General features: G+C 60.1%; 19 protein-coding genes. 10 read left to right on the plus strand and 9 right to left on the minus strand.

Annotated elements, in window-relative coordinates; translation table 11 throughout:
* Positions 1 to 5: 5 nt before the first annotated feature.
* The 3 genes from KGA85_RS28110 (at position 6) to cysB (ending at position 2,598) form a co-directional block, all read left to right on the plus strand.
* Positions 6 to 911 (plus strand): 5'-nucleotidase, encoded by a 906-nt coding sequence (locus tag KGA85_RS28110; protein WP_223456275.1) that lies wholly within the window; start codon positions 6 to 8, stop codon positions 909 to 911.
* A gap of 95 nt (positions 912 to 1,006) precedes the next feature.
* Positions 1,007 to 1,510, plus strand: a complete 504-nt coding sequence (locus KGA85_RS28115; protein WP_056727114.1) for a universal stress protein — start codon at positions 1,007 to 1,009, stop codon at positions 1,508 to 1,510.
* 113 nt (positions 1,511 to 1,623) lie between these two features.
* Positions 1,624 to 2,598 carry an HTH-type transcriptional regulator CysB gene (gene cysB / locus KGA85_RS28120; protein WP_007998136.1) on the plus strand — a complete coding sequence of 325 codons (975 nt, stop codon included), beginning with the start codon at positions 1,624 to 1,626 and terminating at the stop codon, positions 2,596 to 2,598.
* Positions 2,599 to 2,614: 16 nt separating this feature from the next.
* On the opposite strand, the gene KGA85_RS28125 is transcribed toward cysB, so the two are convergent.
* Both KGA85_RS28125 and KGA85_RS28130 read right to left on the minus strand, forming a co-directional pair.
* On the minus strand, positions 2,615 to 3,097 hold the full coding sequence (locus KGA85_RS28125; protein ID WP_223456276.1) for a transcription elongation factor GreAB: 483 nt from the start codon (positions 3,095 to 3,097) through the stop codon (positions 2,615 to 2,617).
* Positions 3,098 to 3,099: 2 nt separating this feature from the next.
* Positions 3,100 to 3,510, minus strand: a complete 411-nt coding sequence (locus KGA85_RS28130; protein ID WP_223456277.1) for a hypothetical protein — start codon at positions 3,508 to 3,510, stop codon at positions 3,100 to 3,102.
* A gap of 124 nt (positions 3,511 to 3,634) precedes the next feature.
* On the opposite strand from KGA85_RS28130, the gene earP reads away from it, so the two are divergent.
* Together earP and KGA85_RS28140 are read left to right on the plus strand one after the other, a co-directional pair.
* On the plus strand, positions 3,635 to 4,777 hold the full coding sequence (gene earP / locus KGA85_RS28135) for an elongation factor P maturation arginine rhamnosyltransferase EarP (protein ID WP_223456278.1): 1,143 nt from the start codon (positions 3,635 to 3,637) through the stop codon (positions 4,775 to 4,777).
* A 48-nt stretch (positions 4,778 to 4,825) separates the two neighbouring features.
* Positions 4,826 to 5,395, plus strand: coding sequence for an elongation factor P (locus KGA85_RS28140; RefSeq protein WP_007943632.1), 570 nt, complete (start codon positions 4,826 to 4,828; stop codon positions 5,393 to 5,395).
* 189 nt (positions 5,396 to 5,584) lie between these two features.
* On the opposite strand, the gene KGA85_RS28145 is transcribed toward KGA85_RS28140, so the two are convergent.
* The 4 genes from KGA85_RS28145 to KGA85_RS28160 all read right to left on the minus strand — a co-directional run bounded on the left by KGA85_RS28145 (position 5,585) and on the right by KGA85_RS28160 (position 8,912).
* Positions 5,585 to 6,598, minus strand: a complete 1,014-nt coding sequence (locus KGA85_RS28145) for an alpha/beta hydrolase (protein ID WP_223456279.1) — start codon at positions 6,596 to 6,598, stop codon at positions 5,585 to 5,587.
* Positions 6,599 to 6,632: 34 nt separating this feature from the next.
* Complete coding sequence (locus KGA85_RS28150; RefSeq protein ID WP_223456280.1) at positions 6,633 to 7,052, minus strand: organic hydroperoxide resistance protein; 420 nt, start codon at positions 7,050 to 7,052, stop codon at positions 6,633 to 6,635.
* A gap of 371 nt (positions 7,053 to 7,423) precedes the next feature.
* Positions 7,424 to 7,888 (minus strand): MarR family winged helix-turn-helix transcriptional regulator, encoded by a 465-nt coding sequence (locus tag KGA85_RS28155; RefSeq protein ID WP_223456281.1) that lies wholly within the window; start codon positions 7,886 to 7,888, stop codon positions 7,424 to 7,426.
* Positions 7,889 to 7,955: 67 nt separating this feature from the next.
* Positions 7,956 to 8,912, minus strand: a complete 957-nt coding sequence (locus tag KGA85_RS28160; RefSeq protein ID WP_223533582.1) for a LysR family transcriptional regulator — start codon at positions 8,910 to 8,912, stop codon at positions 7,956 to 7,958.
* A 126-nt stretch (positions 8,913 to 9,038) separates the two neighbouring features.
* Between KGA85_RS28160 and KGA85_RS28165 the strand changes: the two genes are divergently transcribed.
* A complete protein-coding gene (locus tag KGA85_RS28165; protein WP_223456305.1) occupies positions 9,039 to 9,773 on the plus strand; it encodes a sulfite exporter TauE/SafE family protein in 735 nt (244 codons plus the stop codon).
* Here KGA85_RS28165 and KGA85_RS28170 read toward each other — a convergent pair.
* Positions 9,763 to 10,617, minus strand: a complete 855-nt coding sequence (locus tag KGA85_RS28170) for a LysR substrate-binding domain-containing protein (RefSeq protein ID WP_223456283.1) — start codon at positions 10,615 to 10,617, stop codon at positions 9,763 to 9,765. The genes KGA85_RS28165 and KGA85_RS28170 overlap by 11 nt on opposite strands.
* Before the next feature lie 95 nt (positions 10,618 to 10,712).
* Here KGA85_RS28170 and KGA85_RS28175 point away from each other — a divergent pair, with 95 nt between their 5' ends.
* Both KGA85_RS28175 and KGA85_RS28180 read left to right on the plus strand, forming a co-directional pair.
* Complete coding sequence (locus tag KGA85_RS28175; RefSeq protein ID WP_007983517.1) at positions 10,713 to 10,928, plus strand: DUF1127 domain-containing protein; 216 nt, start codon at positions 10,713 to 10,715, stop codon at positions 10,926 to 10,928.
* A gap of 64 nt (positions 10,929 to 10,992) precedes the next feature.
* Positions 10,993 to 12,222 carry a winged helix-turn-helix domain-containing protein gene (locus KGA85_RS28180; protein WP_223456284.1) on the plus strand — a complete coding sequence of 410 codons (1,230 nt, stop codon included), beginning with the start codon at positions 10,993 to 10,995 and terminating at the stop codon, positions 12,220 to 12,222.
* 122 nt (positions 12,223 to 12,344) lie between these two features.
* On the opposite strand, the gene KGA85_RS28185 is transcribed toward KGA85_RS28180, so the two are convergent.
* Positions 12,345 to 13,691: a class II 3-deoxy-7-phosphoheptulonate synthase gene (locus tag KGA85_RS28185; RefSeq protein ID WP_223456285.1), complete on the minus strand. Its 1,347-nt coding sequence runs from the start codon at positions 13,689 to 13,691 to the stop codon at positions 12,345 to 12,347.
* Between the two features lie 150 nt (positions 13,692 to 13,841).
* Between KGA85_RS28185 and KGA85_RS28190 the strand changes: the two genes are divergently transcribed.
* Entirely contained in the window at positions 13,842 to 14,597 is a 756-nt protein-coding gene (locus tag KGA85_RS28190) for a spermidine synthase (RefSeq protein ID WP_008017195.1), read from the plus strand.
* Positions 14,598 to 14,721: 124 nt separating this feature from the next.
* Here KGA85_RS28190 and KGA85_RS28195 read toward each other — a convergent pair whose 3' ends face one another.
* Positions 14,722 to 15,513, minus strand: a complete 792-nt coding sequence (locus KGA85_RS28195; protein WP_223456286.1) for a crotonase/enoyl-CoA hydratase family protein — start codon at positions 15,511 to 15,513, stop codon at positions 14,722 to 14,724.
* A gap of 422 nt (positions 15,514 to 15,935) precedes the next feature.
* On the opposite strand from KGA85_RS28195, the gene KGA85_RS28200 reads away from it, so the two are divergent.
* The gene (locus KGA85_RS28200; RefSeq protein ID WP_223456287.1) at positions 15,936 to 17,609 is read left to right on the plus strand and encodes a DEAD/DEAH box helicase; all 1,674 of its coding nucleotides are present in this window, start codon (positions 15,936 to 15,938) and stop codon (positions 17,607 to 17,609) included.
* Positions 17,610 to 17,669: the final 60 nt, after the last annotated feature.

Raw genomic sequence — 17,669 nt, forward strand, 5'->3', positions numbered from 1 at the left:
AGGGCATGCCAAAGGCAATTGACGACAAGCTGGTGCTGGCGATTTCTTCGCGGGCGCTGTTCGACCTGAGCGAAAGCCACAAGGTCTACCTGTCGAGTGGCGTCGAAGCCTACCGGCAGTATCAGATCGAACACGAAGACGAAATCCTCCAGCCCGGCGATGCCTTCCCGTTGGTGCAGAAACTCCTGAACCTCAATAACAGCCTCGGCCGCGCCCGGGTCGAGGTGATTCTGGTGTCGCGCAACAGCGCCGACACCGGGCTGCGGGTGTTCAACTCGATTGACCACTACGGACTGGCGATTTCCCGGGCGGCCTTTGTCGGCGGGCGCAGTCCGTATCCCTACCTCAAGGCCTTTGGCTGCGACCTGTTTCTCTCGACCCACGCCGAAGACGTACGCAATGCACTGGACGCCGGGTTCGCTGCAGCGACCATTCTGTCGGGCGGTGCCAGCCGTGCGGCCAGCGATGAGTTACGCATTGCCTTCGACGGAGACGCGGTGCTGTTTTCCGATGAGTCGGAGCGCATTTATCAGGCCGGTGGTCTGGAGGCGTTCCAGGCCAGCGAGCGTGAGGCCGCCCGCGAGCCGTTGCGCGGTGGGCCGTTCAAGGGCTTTCTCGCGGCCCTCAACCTGTTGCAACGTGAGTTCCCGGAGGACACCTGTCCGATCCGTACCGCGCTGGTCACGGCACGATCGGCACCGGCCCATGAGCGGGTCATTCGCACGTTGCGCGAATGGGACATCCGTCTCGACGAGTCGCTGTTCCTCGGCGGCCTGACCAAGTCGGCCTTTCTTGAAGCCTTCGCGGCCGACGTGTTTTTCGACGATCAGGCCGGCCACTGTGAGTTGGCCCGTGAAGTCGTCGCCACCGGTCATGTGCCCCATGGCATAAGCAACGAGCAAAAGGTTTAAGCCCGCCGTTCAATGCGTTGCGCCGGACGTCGTAGTCGCCAAGGCACTGCTAAGCTGAATCAAATCTCCGCCATGTTGGCAGTCGAGGAGGTCATATGATTCGTTCGATGCTGTATGCCACTGATCTCGGCCTGTACGCGCCCGTGGTGATGCAGCATGCCCTGGAGCTGGCCCGGACCTTCAATGCCAGTTTGTATGTCGTGCATGCGGTTGAACCCATGGGGTTGTTTGCCGAATCGGTGCTGCAAAGTTACCTCGATGAACAGGCGCTGAACGAGTTTCACAGCCAGGGCCTGAATACGGTGATTGCCAGTATCGAGCAGCGGGTGCTCGACAGTTTTCGTGAAGAGCTGGGGGATGAGGGGGAGCATGACCTGGAGCGGATTCAGGCGGTGCGGGTGCTGCAAGGCGACCCATCGCAGGTGATTCTGGACCAGGCGCAGAAACTCTCCGTGGATTTGTTGATCGTAGGTAGTCACAGCCACGGTGCCGGTGCGGAAACGCCTTTGGGCCGAACCGCCGCCCGTGTGTTGCAACTGTCCAAGGTGCCGGTCTATCTGGTGCCGCTGGTGCAACGTCGTCGCCAAGGGGATCGCTAGAGCACAAATAGTGGCAACTTGATAAAAAAGTTCTAGATTTATTCTTCGTGCCATTAATATAGTTATATACCGTCGCTGATGCCCGTGGCGTCTACCTGCTTTGAGGGATTCATATGAAGCTTCAACAATTGCGCTACATCTGGGAAGTGGCGCACCACGACCTCAACGTTTCCGCTACAGCCCAAAGCCTTTACACCTCTCAACCGGGCATCAGTAAACAGATCCGTCTGCTGGAAGATGAACTGGGCGTCGAGGTTTTTGCCCGCAGCGGCAAGCACCTGACCCGCGTTACCCCGGCCGGCGAGCGCATCATTACCACCGCTGGCGAGATTCTGCGCAAGGTTGAAAGCATCAAGCAGATCGCCCAGGAGTTCTCCAACGAGAAGAAGGGCACCCTGTCGATTGCCACCACTCACACCCAGGCGCGTTATGCGTTGCCGCCGGTGATCAGCAATTTCATCAAGCAATACCCGGACGTGGCCCTGCACATGCACCAGGGATCGCCGATGCAAATCGCCGAAATGGCCGCTGACGGCACCGTGGATTTCGCCATTGCCACCGAAGCGCTCGAGCTGTTCGGTGATCTGGTGATGATGCCATGCTACCGCTGGAACCGTTGCGTAGTCGTGCCTCAGGGCCACCCGCTGACCAAGCTGTCGAAACTGACCCTCGAAGCGCTGGCCGAGTACCCGATCGTGACGTACGTGTTCGGTTTTACCGGCCGTTCGAAACTGGACGAAGCATTCAGCCATCGCGGCCTGACGCCGAAAGTGGTGTTCACCGCTGCCGACGCTGACGTGATCAAGACCTATGTCCGCCTGGGTCTGGGCGTGGGCATCGTGGCGAAAATGGCCGTCGACAGCAAACTCGACAGCGACCTGGTGGTGCTTGATGCCAGTGAGTTGTTCGAGTCCAGCGTGACCAAGATCGGCTTCCGCCGCGGCACCTTCCTGCGGGGTTTCATGTGCGACTTCATCGAGAAGTTCGCGCCGCACCTGACCCGCGAAGTCATGGCCAAGGCCATTCAATGCCACAACAAGCAGGAACTGGAAGAACTGTTCGACGGCGTCGAACTGCCCGTTCACTGATAGCGTTTCCTGCCGGTCAAACCACCTCGGTGACAGCGAACTGTTGCCGAGCGCCCGCCACCATAATCTCCACCTCATCGCCCTCGAACTTGCCCAGCAGGCTTTTGCCCAGCGGTGAGCGCGGGGTGATGACGGTTATCAGTTGCCCCACCAGATCGACCTTCAATCCGGCTGCATCGGGGGCGAGAAACAGCCATTGTTCGCGCCCCTTTTCGTCCTCGAGCCCGAGCAGCGCGCCTACTTCGATGCCCCGCTGATCGTCATACGGACGCAGGGCCAGGTTCTGGCAGAGGCTCAGTGACTGGCGAATTTCTTCGACCCGCCTGGCTTGCCCGGCCGCGAGATAGGACGCTTCCAGCCCCAGGGTGTCGTACTTGTTCTCGGCGATGTTTTCTTCGTGGGTCGCCGTTTCGTAGGCGGTTTGCGCGGCCCGTTCGGCGATGTCGAGATCGATCCGCAGTTTGTCGAGAATCAGTTGGTGGACGGTATGCTTATTCATGATCAATCGCAGAATTGCAGGACGTTGGCGCGACTTTTTTCGCTGGGTGCAGTCCGGTCCTGTTGCAGCCAGAACTGACAGCTTGGGTTGGACAGGTTACGACTGCTGCTGCGCGCCTGATCGAGCCGTTGCTGCTGCTCGTTCTTGCGCAGGTTTTCTTCATATTGCTCGAACAGCGGGCTCTGTGGCGCGATGTCCGGCACTGGTTGAGTCACCACCGGTGGTTTGGCCAGTTGTTCCACAGCTGCCGCCACAGGTGCCAATTGTTCGCTGAAAAGCAGGCGCGAAGCGAGCCAGCAGGTCAGCACAATGGCAATGAATCCCAACCATATGCCGAGGGCGATGCTGCCGGTCAGTTGCAGTGCGTTAAGGCTGATCGGGAAGGATCGGCGTGGAGTGGGGCGGTGGGGCATGATTGCCTCTTGGCGAAAGGTCACTGGCGAGTGGCGATTGTCGCATGAAGAATAATCGCCGTCGGCTCTTCTGCACGGGGTAATTTATGCGGACAATCGGCGCCTTTGCCAACGGGAGCCTGGAATGCCTGAAATGAAAACCCGCTGGGATATTTTTTGCACCGTGGTCGACAACTTCGGCGACATCGGCGTGACCTGGCGACTGGCCCGGCAACTGGTGGCCGAACATGGACTGGCGGTGCGTCTTTGGGTCGATGACCTGCGAGCGTTCGAGCGCCTGTGCCCGGAAATCGACATCCACGCTGTGCAGCAGTGGCAGCACGACGTCGAAGTGCGCCAATGGCCCGCCGAGTGGCAGCCGACCGAAGCCGCCGATGTGGTGATTGCTGCCTTTGCCTGCCAATTGCCGAGCGCCTACATGGACGCCATGGTAGAACGGGAAAAGCCGCCGCTGTGGATGAACCTCGACTATCTGAGCGCCGAGGACTGGGTGATTGGTTGTCACGGCTTGCCCTCGGTGAAGTACAAAAGCGTACAGAAGTTCTTTTTCTTCCCTGGGTTCCAGAAGGGCACAGGCGGGTTGTTGCGTGAGCGCGGGTTGCTGGAACGGCGTCGGCAATTTCAGCAAAACCCGCAGGGTCAAAGGGAATTCCTGCAAGATTTGGGGATTGATCCTGCGCCCGGCGCGCAGCTGATCTCATTGTTTGCCTACGAAAACACCGGTTTGGCCAGTTGGCTCGATGGGATGGCGGGCGATTCGACGGCCACTCATCTGCTGGTACCGGAAGGGCGGATTCTCGGCGATGTCGAGCGTTGGCTCGGTGTGCAGGGTTTGGCGGCCGGTGCCGTGCATGTGCGGGATGCCTTGACCGTGCAGGTGCTGCCATTCGTCCGCCAGGACCAATACGACCGGTTGCTGTGGTGCTGCGATTTCAATGCCGTGCGCGGCGAAGATTCCTTCGTGCGCGCTCAATGGGCGGGCCGGCCATTTCTCTGGCACATTTACCAGCAGGAAGAAGACATCCACCTGGACAAGCTCGAAGCCTTCCTCGAACTTTACGTAAGGGGGTTATCTGCGCCTGCGCGGGAGGCGATCAGCGGTCTTTGGCGGGCGTGGAACGCTGGTGAAAAAATAGCCGACCACTGGCAATTCACCCGTAAACACTGGCCAGAGCTGGAAAAACACGCCGAGGCGTGGTGTCTGGAACAGGCCTTGCAGGCCGATCTTGCCACGGCGCTGGTACAGTTTTATGGAAATTGGATATGATACGCGGCCTAGATTTTTGTAAATCCCATCCAAATTCGGATATTCGCAATGAAAACTGGTAAAGAACTGAAACCCGGGACCGTGATTCGTCTCGAAAACGATCCTTGGCTGGTTCAGAAAGCTGAATTCACCAAGTCCGGTCGTAACAGCGCGATCATGAAGACCAAGCTGAAGAACCTGCTGACCGGTTACAAGACCGAGATCGTTTACAGCGCCGACGACAAACTGGACGACGTAATCCTCGACCGCAAAGAAGCGACCCTGTCCTTCATCAGCGGCGACACCTACACGTTCATGGACACCACCGACTACACCATGTACGAGCTGAACGCTGAAGACATCGAAGCCGTTCTGCCTTTCGTTGAAGAAGGCATGACCGATGTTTGCGAAGCGATCTTCTTCGAAGAGCGTCTGGTTTCCGTAGAGCTGCCGACCACCATCGTGCGTCAGGTTGACTACACCGAAGGTTCCGCTCGCGGCGACACTTCCGGCAAGGTAATGAAGCCTGCCAAACTGAAGAACGGTACCGAGCTGTCGGTTGCCGACTTCATCGAAATCGGCGACATGATCGAGATCGATACCCGCGAAGGCGGTTCCTACAAAGGCCGTGCCAAATAAGCACAGCTTCAGGAATGAAAAAGCCCGACCATTGAGTCGGGCTTTTTTGTGCCTGCGATTTCGGGTTCAACGATGAACCCTTGTGGGAGCGAGCCTGCTCGCGATGGCAGTCTTACATTCAACAGAGATGCTGACTGAACTACCGCTATCGTCGGATCGCCGCCCGGAGCAAGCTCGCTCCTACAGTTTTTATTTCAGGTGTTCCTTGAGCTCCTGCGAAGCCTGCAGCATCGCCGAACGCACCGCTGGCACCTGGCTCACCACGTTGAGCAAACCGTAGTCGTGGATCATGCCGTTGTAGCGAACCGCAGTGACCGGCACACCGGCCTCGTCCAGATTGCGGGCGTAGGCTTCGCCTTCGTCGCGCAACACGTCGGCACCGGCGGTCTGCACCAGGGCAGGTGGCAATCCTTTCAACTGGGCAGTGGTCGCGCGCAATGGCGAGGCGTAGATCTCGTTCCGCTGATTGGCGTCGGTGGTGTAGTTGTCCCAGAACCACTTCATCATGTTTTTGGTGAGAAAGTGCCCCTCGGCAAACTGGTTGTAGGACGCCGTTTCGAAGTTGGCATCAGTCACCGGCCACAGCAGCACCTGGAACCTGATCGCCGGAGTGCCCTTGTCCTTGGCCATCAGCGCAACCACCGCCGCCATGTTGCCGCCGACACTGTTGCCGGCTACCGCCAGGCGCTGGCCATCGACGTTGATCTCTTTGCCGTACTCGGCCACCCATCGGGTTGCGGCATAAGCCTGGTTGATCGCCACCGGGTAATGCGCTTCCGGCGACGGCGTGTAGTTCACGAACACAGCCGCTGCACCTGAACCCGTCACCAGGTCACGCACCAGCCGCTCGTGGGTCGGGAAGTCCCCCAGCACCCAGCCACCGCCGTGGAAGAACATGAACACCGGTAGCTCACCCTTGACCCCGGCCGGCCGGACGATGGTCAGGCTGATCGGTTGGCCGTCGACTTGAATGGTCTTCTGGCTGACATCGGCTTTTGGCAGTGTCAGCTTCACCCCGGCCTGCGCGCCCACCAGCACGGCGCGGGCCTCGGTGGGCGTCATTTGCTCCATCGGCTTGCCGGTGCCGGCGTTCAGAACGTCGAGGAATGCCTGGGTGTTGTGTTCAACCCCGGTACCTGCAAACGCGTTGTTGATGGACAAGGCGAGAAGGGTACCGGTCAAGACTTTGCTGACAGTGTTCATGTTCGTTTCCTGTTCGGGCCTGGGTAGCCAGCGCTTAGACGGTTACGTGCAGACGCACATCGACGTTGCCACGGGTGGCGTTGGAATACGGGCAGACCTGGTGGGCCGCGTCGACCAGCTCTTGTGCATCGACTTGTTCAAGACCCGGCAGGCTGATGTGCAGGTCGATGTCCAGGCCGAAGCCGCCGGGGATCTGGCCGATGCCGACGTGGGCGGTGATCGAAGCGTCGTTCGGGATGCTGCGCTTGGTCTGGCTGGCCACGAATTTCAGGGCACCGATAAAGCAGGCGGAGTAGCCGGCGGCGAACAGCTGCTCAGGGTTGGTGGCTGCACCACCGGCACCACCGAGTTCTTTCGGCGTGGCAAGTTTGACGTCGAGGATGTTGTCGCTGGAAACCGCACGACCGTCACGGCCACCGGTGGAAGTTGCGATTGCGGTGTAGAGAGTTTGCATGGTGAAAGCCTCGTTTAGGGTTGCGTGTTGTTGCGCTAAATGTTTGCGCGCTAAATAAGTGCGAGATGAATGTATCGCACTAATATTTTGCGCGCAATATAAATTTTGAAGGAGTTTGAAAAGAACGAAAGGGCGATGGGGTAGTTTTGGTTGTAAGCGTTGAGTTAGAGCTATCGAGGGGGGATTTTTTCAGCGGGAATTTTTTCAGGAGGAGGTGGCGAGCCCGATTTTTCGGGTGCCGCAAAACAAATGTGGGAGCGGCGGTGCGACGATTCGACTTGCTCGCGAATGCGGTGCATCAGTCAAATATTAGTCGACTGACACTCTGCATTCGCGAGCAAGCCCGCTCCCACAGGAATGGATGAAGCGCTTTAGATCAGGCTGTCTTGCAGGTGACGACGCAGCTCCTGCAGCTCCGCTTGCAGGTTTTGCAGGCGCTCCACGGTCATCCCGCTGGCGCCGAGGATGCACTGGGGAATATCCCGGGCCTTGTCGCGCAATGCCCGGCCCTGTTCGGTGAGTTCGACAATCACCACCCGCTCATCCTCGCGGCTGCGGGTTCGGCTGAGCAGGCCTTCGGCTTCCAGGCGCTTGAGCAGCGGCGTCAACGAGCCTGGATCGGTCAGCAACCGCGTGCTGATTTCACCTACGGTCAAACCGTCCCTTTCCCACAACACCATCATCGCCAGGTATTGCGGGTAGGTCAGGCCCAGCGCTTGCAGCAAGGGTTTGTAGACTTTGGTCATCATCAACGAAGTGGAATGCAGGGCAAAGCAGGCCTGATTGTCCAGCAGCAGGTTGTCGCAGTTATCCGGGGTGTTGCGCTCGGTGGTCATGTCGAAGCCTTGATCTGTGATCTCAAGAATCTAGCGGGCGAATCTTTAATGCGCCAGATAATTTTGATCAGTGCCGTTGCAAATGGGTTTGCAGCACCAGATCCCAGGGCGGAACCGGGCTGAAGCGGGTTTTCAGGTACTCCAGCAGCAAGCGACTGCGGGAGTTGGGTTGCTGTTCCAGGCGCAAGGCATAGATGCCGGCGCTTTCCGGTTTCGGCAGGCCGCTGTCGCAGAACAGCGGTAGCAACTCACCCCGCGACAGGTACTCGCTGGCCAGCCAGGTCGGCAGATGCGCGATACCCAGTCCGGCCAGTGCACCGCACACCAGCGCCTCGGCATTGTTGGCGCTCATGCGGATCCGCGCCGGCCGGTGCAGCTGCATTTGCCCGTCGCGCTCGAAACGCCAGGCGAAGGGTGGGGCCAGGCCATCCCAGTCGAGTCCGTCGTGTTCAATCAGCTGTGACGGCTCGGTCGGCACGCCGCGACGCCGCAAATAATCAGGGCTGGCGCAGGCGATACGCACCATGCTCGCCAGTGGCGTGGCCACCAGCCGGGTATCGGCCAATTGCCCGGCGCGCAACACCAGATCGACCTTGCCGAGGTTCAGGCCCTGCATGTCGACGAAGCTGTCGATCAAGTGCAGTTGCACATCGAGCCCGGGGTAGAGCATGAGGAAATCGGCAATCACCGGTGCCAGGTGCCGGCGACCAAAGGCTGCCGGCGCATCGATACGAATCAAGCCTTCCGGCGCGCTGCTCAGGGACACCGCCTCGGCCCGGGCCAGGCGTAACTCGGCGACGATCCGCCGTGCGCGCTCGGCAAAGGCCAACCCCGCCGGGGTGGCACGTACGGCATGAGTGCTGCGTAGGAACAATTGACTGCCGACCGCGCTTTCCAGGCTGTCGATACGCCGTGCCACGGCCGAAGGGGTCAGCGGATGACGGCGCGAGGCGGCGGAAAAACTGCCGGTTTCCAGCACGTCGAGGAACAAGGCCAGTTGGTCGGTCAGTTGATTGGGGTTCATGGCAGGATTGCACCTGTGCGAATTTGGCACAGCCATTGTGCGTTGCTGTGCGTTTCCGTGCCAGAAGCAACTGCGTAGGATCAAAAGCCTGACGGCAACGGGGAAAATGCTGTGATTGAGTTCTTGATGTATCTGGTGTTCGGCACTGCGTTGGGCACGCTCGGCGGTCTGTTTGGCATCGGCGGCGGCCTGATCGCCATTCCGCTGCTGGGCGTGCTGTTCGGACTCGATCAGCAGATAGCCCAAGGCACCGCGCTGGTGATGGTGGTGCCGAACGTGATGCTGGCGCTGTGGCGCTATCATCAGCGCAACCGGATCGAACTGCGCCACGCGTTACCGCTGGCCATCATGGGGTTCTGCTTCGCCTGGCTCGGATCGATCTGGGCGGTAGGCATTGATGCGCAAACCATGCGTATAGGTTTTGTCGCGTTTCTAATCGCACTGTCGGTGTACAACCTCGTTCGCATGTTCGCCGCCAGCACCCCGGCGGCTTCGCAGATGAACTACTCATGGCCTTGGCTGGGCGTGCTTGGCGCTGCATCCGGCACGATGGGCGGGTTGTTCGGCGTGGGGGGCGCGGTAGTGGCGACACCGGTGCTGACCAGTCTGTTCGGTACCAGCCAAGTGGTTGCGCAGGGGTTGTCGTTGGCGCTGGCCTTGCCGAGTACGGGGGTGACGCTGGTGACTTACGCCGCGCACCATCAGGTCAGCTGGGTGATTGGCCTACCCTTGGCGGTCGGCGGGTTGATGAGCATCAGTTGGGGCGTGAAGGTTGCCCACGCTTTGCCGGAGCGGCTGCTGCGCGGGTTGTTTTGCGGGTTCCTGGTGTTCTGTGCGGTGATGCTCACCTTCAAGGTTTGAAGCCTTCGATGATGTGTTCGGCCAGGCACTCGGTGATCGGTGACGGGTTATGCAGGTTGCGCACGAGCATGATGCTGGCCTCGGGCAGCAGCGGCAGATCCTCGGCCTCACCGAGGATGCGCATGTCCGCGGTGATCAGGCTTTCAAGCTGCGCCGTGACGGCCAGGCCGGCGCTGACCACCGCCATGATCGCCGACAGGCTGTCGCTGTTGTACGCCACCCGGTAATCACGCCCCCGGGCATCCAGGGCATTGCAGGCCCATAGGCGGCAGAAGCAATCACTGTTGAACATCGCCAGCGGCAGCGGAGTCTGCTCATGAGCGCTGTAGCATTGTGCCTCGGCCCAGACAAAACGTTCCTTGCGCAACAACTGGCCGATTTCACTGCCCGGTTCGCGGGTCACGATTGACAGGTCAAGGTCATGGCGCATCAGCAGTTGTTTTGATGATTCGCAGTGCACTTCTATCTGAATCAGCGGGTAAGACTGGGCAAACCGGCGCAGAATCCCCGGGAGGAACCGCATCACATAATCGTCCGGCGTGCCGATGCGCACGGTGCCGACCATGTCGGGTTCGCGCAAGGTGTTGAAGACCTCACTGTGCAGCTTGAGGATTCGCCGCGCATAGCCGAGCAACACCTGGCCTTCGGCTGTCAGCCGCACCTGCCGCCCGTCGCGCTGGAACAACTGGCGCTGCAGCACATCTTCTTCCAGTCGTTTCATCTGCATGCTGACGGCTGACTGGGTGCGGTTGACCATTTCGCCGGCGCGGGTAAAGCCGCCCTGGTCGGCGATGGCAACGAAGGTGCGCAACACTTCGGTATCGATACTCGGGTAGGCGGACATCCATCAATCTCCGAGATATGTGACATCAGAAACATTCGTTGGATTGATCTTAGACCCGGCGCGAGACTGGAGCCATCCAAACGGAGGGCAACAAGATGAAAGGTCAACATGAGTTCCATGGTGCAGAAAAACACTCGATTCACGTGATATCCGATCTGCTGCACAAGGTCGGCCGCTGGTACGAACTGCATCGCGAGCGCGAACTGCTGGCGAGCTTGAGCGACGAAGCACTCAAGGACATCGGCATGAGCCGTGCGGATGTGGAGAACGAGTCGATCAAACCGTTCTGGAATGACCCGATGCATAAATGATGAAGGCCACGCTACACAAACCCCTTACCGGTGAGGTAGGTTGCGAGCAGACAAGGAGGCACCCATGCCCGCAACATTGTCCTTTACCCTCAAACAGGCTCGGCGTCTGGCGCTGGCCGCCCAAGGGTTCAACGGGCGGTCGCCGCCAGCGGCGATCAAGGCTGTTGCGCTCAATCGCCTGATCGAACGGCTGGGCATTCTGCAGATCGATTCGGTCAATGCATTGGTGCGTTCGCACTACCTTCCGCTGTTTTCCCGCCTCGGCAATTATTCCTCCGATTTGCTCGACCAGGCTGCCTGGAGTCAGGGCCGGCGCCGTACGTTGTTCGAGTATTGGGGTCATGAAGCCTCGTTATTGCCACTTTCCATGTACCCGTTGATGCGTTGGCGCATGCAGCGTGCGAGCCGTGGCGAAGACATTTATCAGCAATTGGCGCGCTTTGGTCGTGAACAGCAAGACACCATTCGCAAGGTGCTGGCTTCGGTCGAGGAGCAGGGCGCGCTGGGGGCCGGAAGTCTGTCGACCCGTCAGGAACGAGCCGGTCCCTGGTGGGACTGGAGCGCGGAAAAACATGCGCTTGAATGGTTGTTCGCTGCCGGTGAAGTGACCGTTGCCGGACGGCGCGGATTCGAAAGGCTCTACGATCTGCCGGAGCGGGTGATTCCTTCGGAGGTACTTGCGCACCCCGTCCTGAGTGAAGACGACGCCCAGCGCGGCCTGTTGCGGCATGCGGCAGCGGCTTTGGGTGTCGGTACGGAGAAAGACTTGCGTGACTATTTCCGCTTGAACCCTGCGGACAGCCGCCCACGTTTGGCCGAGTTGGTCGAGGCCGGGGAATTGTTGACCTGCGAAGTCCAGGGCTGGCGGCAACCGGCCTATTGTCTGCCCGAGCCAAAAGTGCCGCGCAAAGTCGTCGCCAGTGCATTGCTCTCGCCGTTCGATTCGCTGATCTGGGAGCGCAGCCGGACCGAGCGGCTGTTTGATTTTCGCTATCGGCTGGAGATCTACACGCCGCAGGACAACCGGGTGTACGGCTATTACGTCCTGCCGTTTTTGCACAACGAGCGAATTGCCGCACGGGTCGATCTGCGCGCCGAACGGGCGGCGGGCCGTTTGGCAGTGCATGCGGTGCATGAAGAGGAAGCGGGGCTGGATGAGGAGGGGATGCTGGCGTTGGCGGTCAATCTGCGGCAGATGGCGGATTGGCTGGGGTTGGCGCAGGTTCAGCTCAATTGCCCGCGGGCGAGTGCGGCAAGGTTGCGGGTGGCATTCACACAAATTGGCGGTGACTGAGCAGGCTCCTTCGCGGGCAAGCCCGCTCCTGCATTGATCGAGCCGATCACGGATTTTGTGTACGGCGCGAATCCTGTAGGAGCGGGCTTGCCCGCGAAGGCGATATATCAGGCAGTCAAAAACTAGCGTCGAACCTGCTTCAGTGTCTCAGCAATCAAAAACGCCAGTTCCAGCGACTGATCGGCATTCATCCGCGGGTCGCAATGGGTGTGGTAGCGATCCGACAAGCCATCCTCGGTAATCGGCCGCGCACCACCGATGCACTCGGTCACGTTCTGCCCGGTCATTTCGATGTGGATACCACCGGCATAACTGCCTTCGGCTTCGTGCACCTGGAAGAACTGCTTCACCTCGCCAAGGATCTGCGCGAAGTCGCGGGTCTTGTAGCCGCTGCTGGCCTTGATGGTGTTGCCGTGCATCGGGTCGGAACTCCACAGCACCTGCTTGCCTTCACGCTGGACGGCACGGATCAGTTGCGGCAAGTGATCGCCGACCTTGTTCGCGCCCATCCGCGCGATCAGGTTCAGGCGACCGGGATCGTTCTGCGGGTTGAGCACGTCGATCAAGCGAATCAGGTCGTCGGGGTTCATGCTCGGGCCGACCTTGACCCCGATCGGGTTGTTCACCCCGCGCAGGAATTCGACGTGGGCGCCGTCGAGCTGGCGGGTGCGGTCGCCGATCCACAGCATGTGGGCCGAGCAGTCGTAGTAATCGTTGGTCAGGCTGTCGCGACGCACGAAGGCTTCTTCGTAGTTCAGCAGAAGCGCTTCGTGGGCGGTGAAGAAACTGGTTTCGCGCAACTGCGGCGAACTGTCCATGCCGCAGGCGCGCATGAACGCCAGGGTTTCATCGATGCGGTCAGCCAGGTGGCTGTATTTTTCCGCCAGCGCCGAGTTGGCGATGAAGTCCAGGTTCCACTTGTGCACCTGATGCAGATCGGCAAACCCGCCCTGGGCGAACGCGCGCAACAGGTTCAGGGTGGCGGTGGACTGGTGATAGGACTGCAGCAGGCGTGCCGGGTCCGGCACGCGGCTTTTTTCGTCGAAACCGATGCCGTTGACGATGTCGCCACGGTAGGCGGGCAAGGTCACGCCATCGATGGTTTCGTCGTTGGCCGAACGCGGTTTGGCGAACTGCCCGGCCATGCGCCCGACCTTGACCACCGGGCAGCCGGCGGCAAAGGTCATCACGATCGCCATCTGCAACAACACCTTGAAGGTGTCGCGGATTTTCGCCGCGGAGAATTCGGCGAAGCTTTCGGCGCAGTCGCCACCCTGCAACAGAAACGCGCGGCCCTGGGTCACCTCAGCAAACTGACGGCGCAACTCCCGGGCTTCGCCGGCAAACACCAGCGGCGGATAGCTGGCCAGGGTCTGCTCGACCTGCTGCAAATGTGCGGCGTCGGGGTATTGGGGTTGTTGCTGGATCGGCAGGGCGCGCCAGCTGTCAGGGCTCCAGGGTTGGCTCATCACGGTCTCTAGTGTTTTCGCTCGGACGTCCATGTTATCAGCAAATTAGTGCGTGACCTGTTCCCGTCGCTTCGTCGACAATCTCGCCTTTGCCGCTCTCTACACGCGGTGTTATTGCGTTGCCGGCCCCGGTGACGATCAGGAGATGAAATGACTGAGGAGCGCGTCGAGCATTTGCTCGCCGAGGTACAGGACGAGTTCGGCGTGATTCGTGTGCTGGAAGTGGCCGATTACCGTTTTCTCGAGTTCGGTGATGCCATCGAACAAAGCTGCGTGTTCACGGCCGATCCGAGCTGGCTCGAGTACGACTATACCCGGGCGATGCTGATCGGCGCGTTGTGTCACGAGCACCCGGAAAGCGCGCTGTTTCTCGGTCTCGGCGCCGGGACGCTGACCCAGGCCTGCCTCAAGTTCCTGCCGCTGGAAGATGTCGAAGCCATCGAACTGCGCCCGGACGTACCGCGCCTGGCCATTGAATATCTGGGGCTGGATGACGATCCGCGCCTGTACATCCGCGTTGGCGATGCGCTGGAGCTGCTGGACACCGCCGAATCGGCGGACCTGATTTTCGTCGACCTTTATACCGACGTCGGTCCGGGTGTCGGGCATCTGGCCTGGAGCTTTCTGGAAAACTGCCAGAAGCGATTGAATCCGGGTGGCTGGCTGGTCATCAATCAGTGGGCTACCGACGATGGCAAACCCCTGGGCGCCGCCTTGTTGCGCGGTTTGTACCATCGACATTACTGGGAGCTGCCGGTGAAGGAGGGCAACGTGATTCTGATCGTGCCGTCGGAGCTGGACCAGGAACTGGACATGGACGGCCTGATCGCCCGTGCCGAAGCGCTGGCGCCGCGGTTGGGGTATTCGTTGGATTCGTTGATCAAGTGCATTCGTCCGGCCACCTAATTAATTTATTGTCTGGACGGGCCCCTTCGCGGGCAAGCCCGCTCCTACAGTGGATCTTCGGAGCTCACCGAACCCTGTAGGAGCGGGCTTGCCCGCGAAGGGGCCTTCAAAGCCACTGCAAAAACTAAAGCCCTTTGAAGACTCCAGGCCGCCGCTCCACCATCGACCGCACACCTTCCTTGACGTCCTCGCTAGCCATCAACTTCTTGACTAGCAGCGGCAAGGCCTGTGCCGCTGCGGTTTCCCCTTCATACCGGGCCTGTCGAGCAGACATCAGCGTCGCCTGCACCCCAAGCGGTGCCTGCCGGGCGATCCGCTCGGCCAGTTCAATCGCCCGGGGCAGCAAGTCCTCACTGGCCATGACCTCCTGCACCAGACCCAAGTGCAAAGCATCACGGGCGTCGAATTCATCACCGGTCAACAACCAGCGCATGGCATTTCCCCAGCCGGAAACTTGATGCAGACGCAGGGTGGCGCCGCCGAACGGGAAGAGCCCGCGTTGCACTTCCATCTGAGCGAACCGGGTGTTGCTGGCGCACAGGTTGATGTCGGCGGCCAGCATCAATTCGATGCCGATGGTCAGGCAATAGCCTTGGGCGGCGACGATCACCGGTTTGCTGACCCTGGGACCTGCGAACACCCCCCACGGATCACAGCCGCCGGGTGGAGCCTGCCAGCCATCTGCCAGTGTGACACTGGCATTGACCAGATCGAGTCCGGCGGTGAAGTGCTCGCCATGAGCGAACACCACCGCCACCCGCGCCTCGCTGTCGGCTTCGAACTCGCCATAAGCCAGACTCAACGCGTTGAGCAGGTCGAGATCGAAGGCGTTGCGCTTGGCCACCCGATCCAGGCCGATCAGGAACACATGACCATGCCGTTCGCGGCTGACTCGACTGGAGCTGGGCTGATTCATGGAGCGATCCTCGGGGTGGGAAAGGCGTGCCAGACCGGCGGTCTGCACGGCAAAGGGTGAACCGTTTTAGCGCCATCACCCGCAAGGCCGGGCCTTTGAAAAGTAGACGGCTGATCGATTATTCGCAAAGCCTGTGACACAACGGCGTATCCGGTGGATATTCGATAAAAAAAGCTCCCTTTTTTGGCGAATTCCGGTATAGTGCGCGCCGGCCTTTAACCGGGCCGCGTTTAGGTAGCGCAATTCCCCGAAGCCAGCTTCGGCTGCACGTCCGCCCAGCGGACTCTCCCTTGACGATTCTTTTCATTCATTCGTTTTCGCAAATCCCCGCCGACAAAGCTGCCAGGGCGACTCTTGAGTCTCAACACGGCACGCGCAGCTTTGGAGCATGGGTCTTTGCGGATGCACTTAGAGGCAGACCCATGACCCAGGAAACCGGCGGCTTCGCCGCTTTTAATCTTAATCCGAATATTCTTGCAGCCGTCACCGCGACTGGCTACGAAGAGCCATCGGCTATTCAGCAGCAATCGATCCCGATCATCATGGCCGGTCACGACATGATTGGTCAGGCGCAAACCGGTACGGGTAAAACCGCTGCGTTCGCCCTGCCGATCCTGCATCGCATCGATCCTGCAAAGCGCGAACCGCAAGCCCTGATCCTGGCCCCAACTCGTGAGTTGGCGCTACAAGTTGCAACCGCTTTCGAAACCTATGCCAAGCAAATGCCGGGCGTAACTGTTGTGGCTGTCTACGGCGGCGCGCCGATGGGCCCACAGCTGAAAGCAATCCGTAATGGCGCACAGATCGTTGTCGCCACTCCGGGCCGTCTGTGCGACCACCTGCGTCGCGACGAAAAAGTACTGGCGACCGTGAACCACCTGGTTCTCGACGAAGCCGACGAAATGCTCAAACTGGGCTTCATGGACGACCTGGAAGTTATCTTCAAGGCCTTGCCTGTCACCCGTCAGACCGTATTGTTCTCGGCCACCCTGCCGCAGTCGATCCGTGCCATTGCTGAACGCCACCTGCGCGATCCGCAACACGTGAAGATCCAGACCAAGACCCAGACCGTTACCGCGATCGAGCAGGCTCACCTGCTGGTTCACGCTGACCAGAAGACTTCGGCCGTTCTCAGCTTGCTGGAAGTGGAAGATTTCGACGCCCTGATCATGTTCGTGCGCACCAAGCAAGCGACCCTGGATCTGGCCAGTGCCCTGGAAGCCAAAGGCTACAAAGCCGCTGCGCTGAACGGTGACATCGCCCAGAACCAGCGTGAGCGCGTGATCGACTCCCTCAAGGATGGCCGTCTGGACATCGTGGTGGCGACCGACGTTGCTGCTCGTGGCCTGGACGTTCCGCGCATCACTCACGTGTTCAACGTTGACATGCCGTACGACCCAGAGTCCTACGTTCACCGTATCGGCCGTACCGGCCGTGCCGGTCGCGAAGGTCGTGCACTGCTGCTGGTGACTCCGCGTGAGCGCCGCATGCTGCAAGTGATCGAGCGTGTAACCGGTCAGAAGGTTGCTGAAGTTCGCCTGCCAGACGCTCAAGCCGTTCTGGATGCGCGCATCAAGAAGCTGACCAACAGCCTGTCGCCACTGGTGGCCGAGGCCGAATCGACTCACGGTGATCTGCTCGATCGCCTGACCGCCGACATCGGTTGCAGCCCGCGTGCCCTGGCCGCAGCCCTGCTGCGCAAGGCTACCAACGGTCAAGCGCTGAACCTGGCCGCTATCGAGAAAGAGCGTCCACTGGTGCCGAACAACGCACCGCGTGGCGATCGTCCAGAGCGTTCCGGTGATCGTCCTGAGCGTGGTGACCGCGAGCGTCGTGCTCCGATGCCACTGGGCGAAGGCCGTGCACGTTGCCGTACCGCGCTGGGCGCGCGTGACGGTATCGCTGCCAAGAACCTGCTGGGCGCCATCCTCAACGAAGGTGGTCTGGCGCGTGAAGCCATCGGTCGCATCCAGGTGCGTGACAGCTTCAGCCTCGTCGAGCTGCCGGAAGATGGTCTTGAGAAGTTGCTGACCAAGCTGAAGGACACTCGCGTTGCCGGTAAGCAGTTGAAGCTGCGTCGCTACCGCGAAGATTGATCCGCTCTCGGGCTGATTGATCGAACATGAAAAATCCCCGACTCGTTCGGGGATTTTTTT

Source organism: Pseudomonas sp. GL-B-12 (assembly GCF_019955895.1).
Classification (GTDB): Bacteria; Pseudomonadota; Gammaproteobacteria; order Pseudomonadales; family Pseudomonadaceae; genus Aquipseudomonas.

Bases quoted from the DNA above. Each gene is read 5' to 3' on its own strand.
- KGA85_RS28180 (WP_223456284.1), top strand. From the start codon at position 10,993: ATGCCCGCAACATTGTCCTTTACCCTCAAACAGGCTCGGCGTCTGGCG.
- KGA85_RS28185 (WP_223456285.1), bottom strand. From the start codon at position 13,691: ATGAGCCAACCCTGGAGCCCTGACAGCTGGCGCGCCCTGCCGATCCAG.
- earP (WP_223456278.1), top strand. From the start codon at position 3,635: ATGCCTGAAATGAAAACCCGCTGGGATATTTTTTGCACCGTGGTCGAC.
- KGA85_RS28195 (WP_223456286.1), bottom strand. From the start codon at position 15,513: ATGAATCAGCCCAGCTCCAGTCGAGTCAGCCGCGAACGGCATGGTCAT.
- KGA85_RS28190 (WP_008017195.1), top strand. From the start codon at position 13,842: ATGACTGAGGAGCGCGTCGAGCATTTGCTCGCCGAGGTACAGGACGAG.
- KGA85_RS28175 (WP_007983517.1), top strand. From the start codon at position 10,713: ATGAAAGGTCAACATGAGTTCCATGGTGCAGAAAAACACTCGATTCAC.
- cysB (WP_007998136.1), top strand. From the start codon at position 1,624: ATGAAGCTTCAACAATTGCGCTACATCTGGGAAGTGGCGCACCACGAC.
- KGA85_RS28110 (WP_223456275.1), top strand. From the start codon at position 6: ATGCCAAAGGCAATTGACGACAAGCTGGTGCTGGCGATTTCTTCGCGG.
- KGA85_RS28115 (WP_056727114.1), top strand. From the start codon at position 1,007: ATGATTCGTTCGATGCTGTATGCCACTGATCTCGGCCTGTACGCGCCC.
- KGA85_RS28200 (WP_223456287.1), top strand. From the start codon at position 15,936: ATGACCCAGGAAACCGGCGGCTTCGCCGCTTTTAATCTTAATCCGAAT.
- KGA85_RS28155 (WP_223456281.1), bottom strand. From the start codon at position 7,888: ATGACCACCGAGCGCAACACCCCGGATAACTGCGACAACCTGCTGCTG.
- KGA85_RS28125 (WP_223456276.1), bottom strand. From the start codon at position 3,097: ATGAATAAGCATACCGTCCACCAACTGATTCTCGACAAACTGCGGATC.
- KGA85_RS28170 (WP_223456283.1), bottom strand. From the start codon at position 10,617: ATGTCCGCCTACCCGAGTATCGATACCGAAGTGTTGCGCACCTTCGTT.
- KGA85_RS28160 (WP_223533582.1), bottom strand. From the start codon at position 8,912: ATGAACCCCAATCAACTGACCGACCAACTGGCCTTGTTCCTCGACGTG.
- KGA85_RS28165 (WP_223456305.1), top strand. From the start codon at position 9,039: ATGTATCTGGTGTTCGGCACTGCGTTGGGCACGCTCGGCGGTCTGTTT.
- KGA85_RS28130 (WP_223456277.1), bottom strand. From the start codon at position 3,510: ATGCCCCACCGCCCCACTCCACGCCGATCCTTCCCGATCAGCCTTAAC.
- KGA85_RS28145 (WP_223456279.1), bottom strand. From the start codon at position 6,598: ATGAACACTGTCAGCAAAGTCTTGACCGGTACCCTTCTCGCCTTGTCC.
- KGA85_RS28140 (WP_007943632.1), top strand. From the start codon at position 4,826: ATGAAAACTGGTAAAGAACTGAAACCCGGGACCGTGATTCGTCTCGAA.
- KGA85_RS28150 (WP_223456280.1), bottom strand. From the start codon at position 7,052: ATGCAAACTCTCTACACCGCAATCGCAACTTCCACCGGTGGCCGTGAC.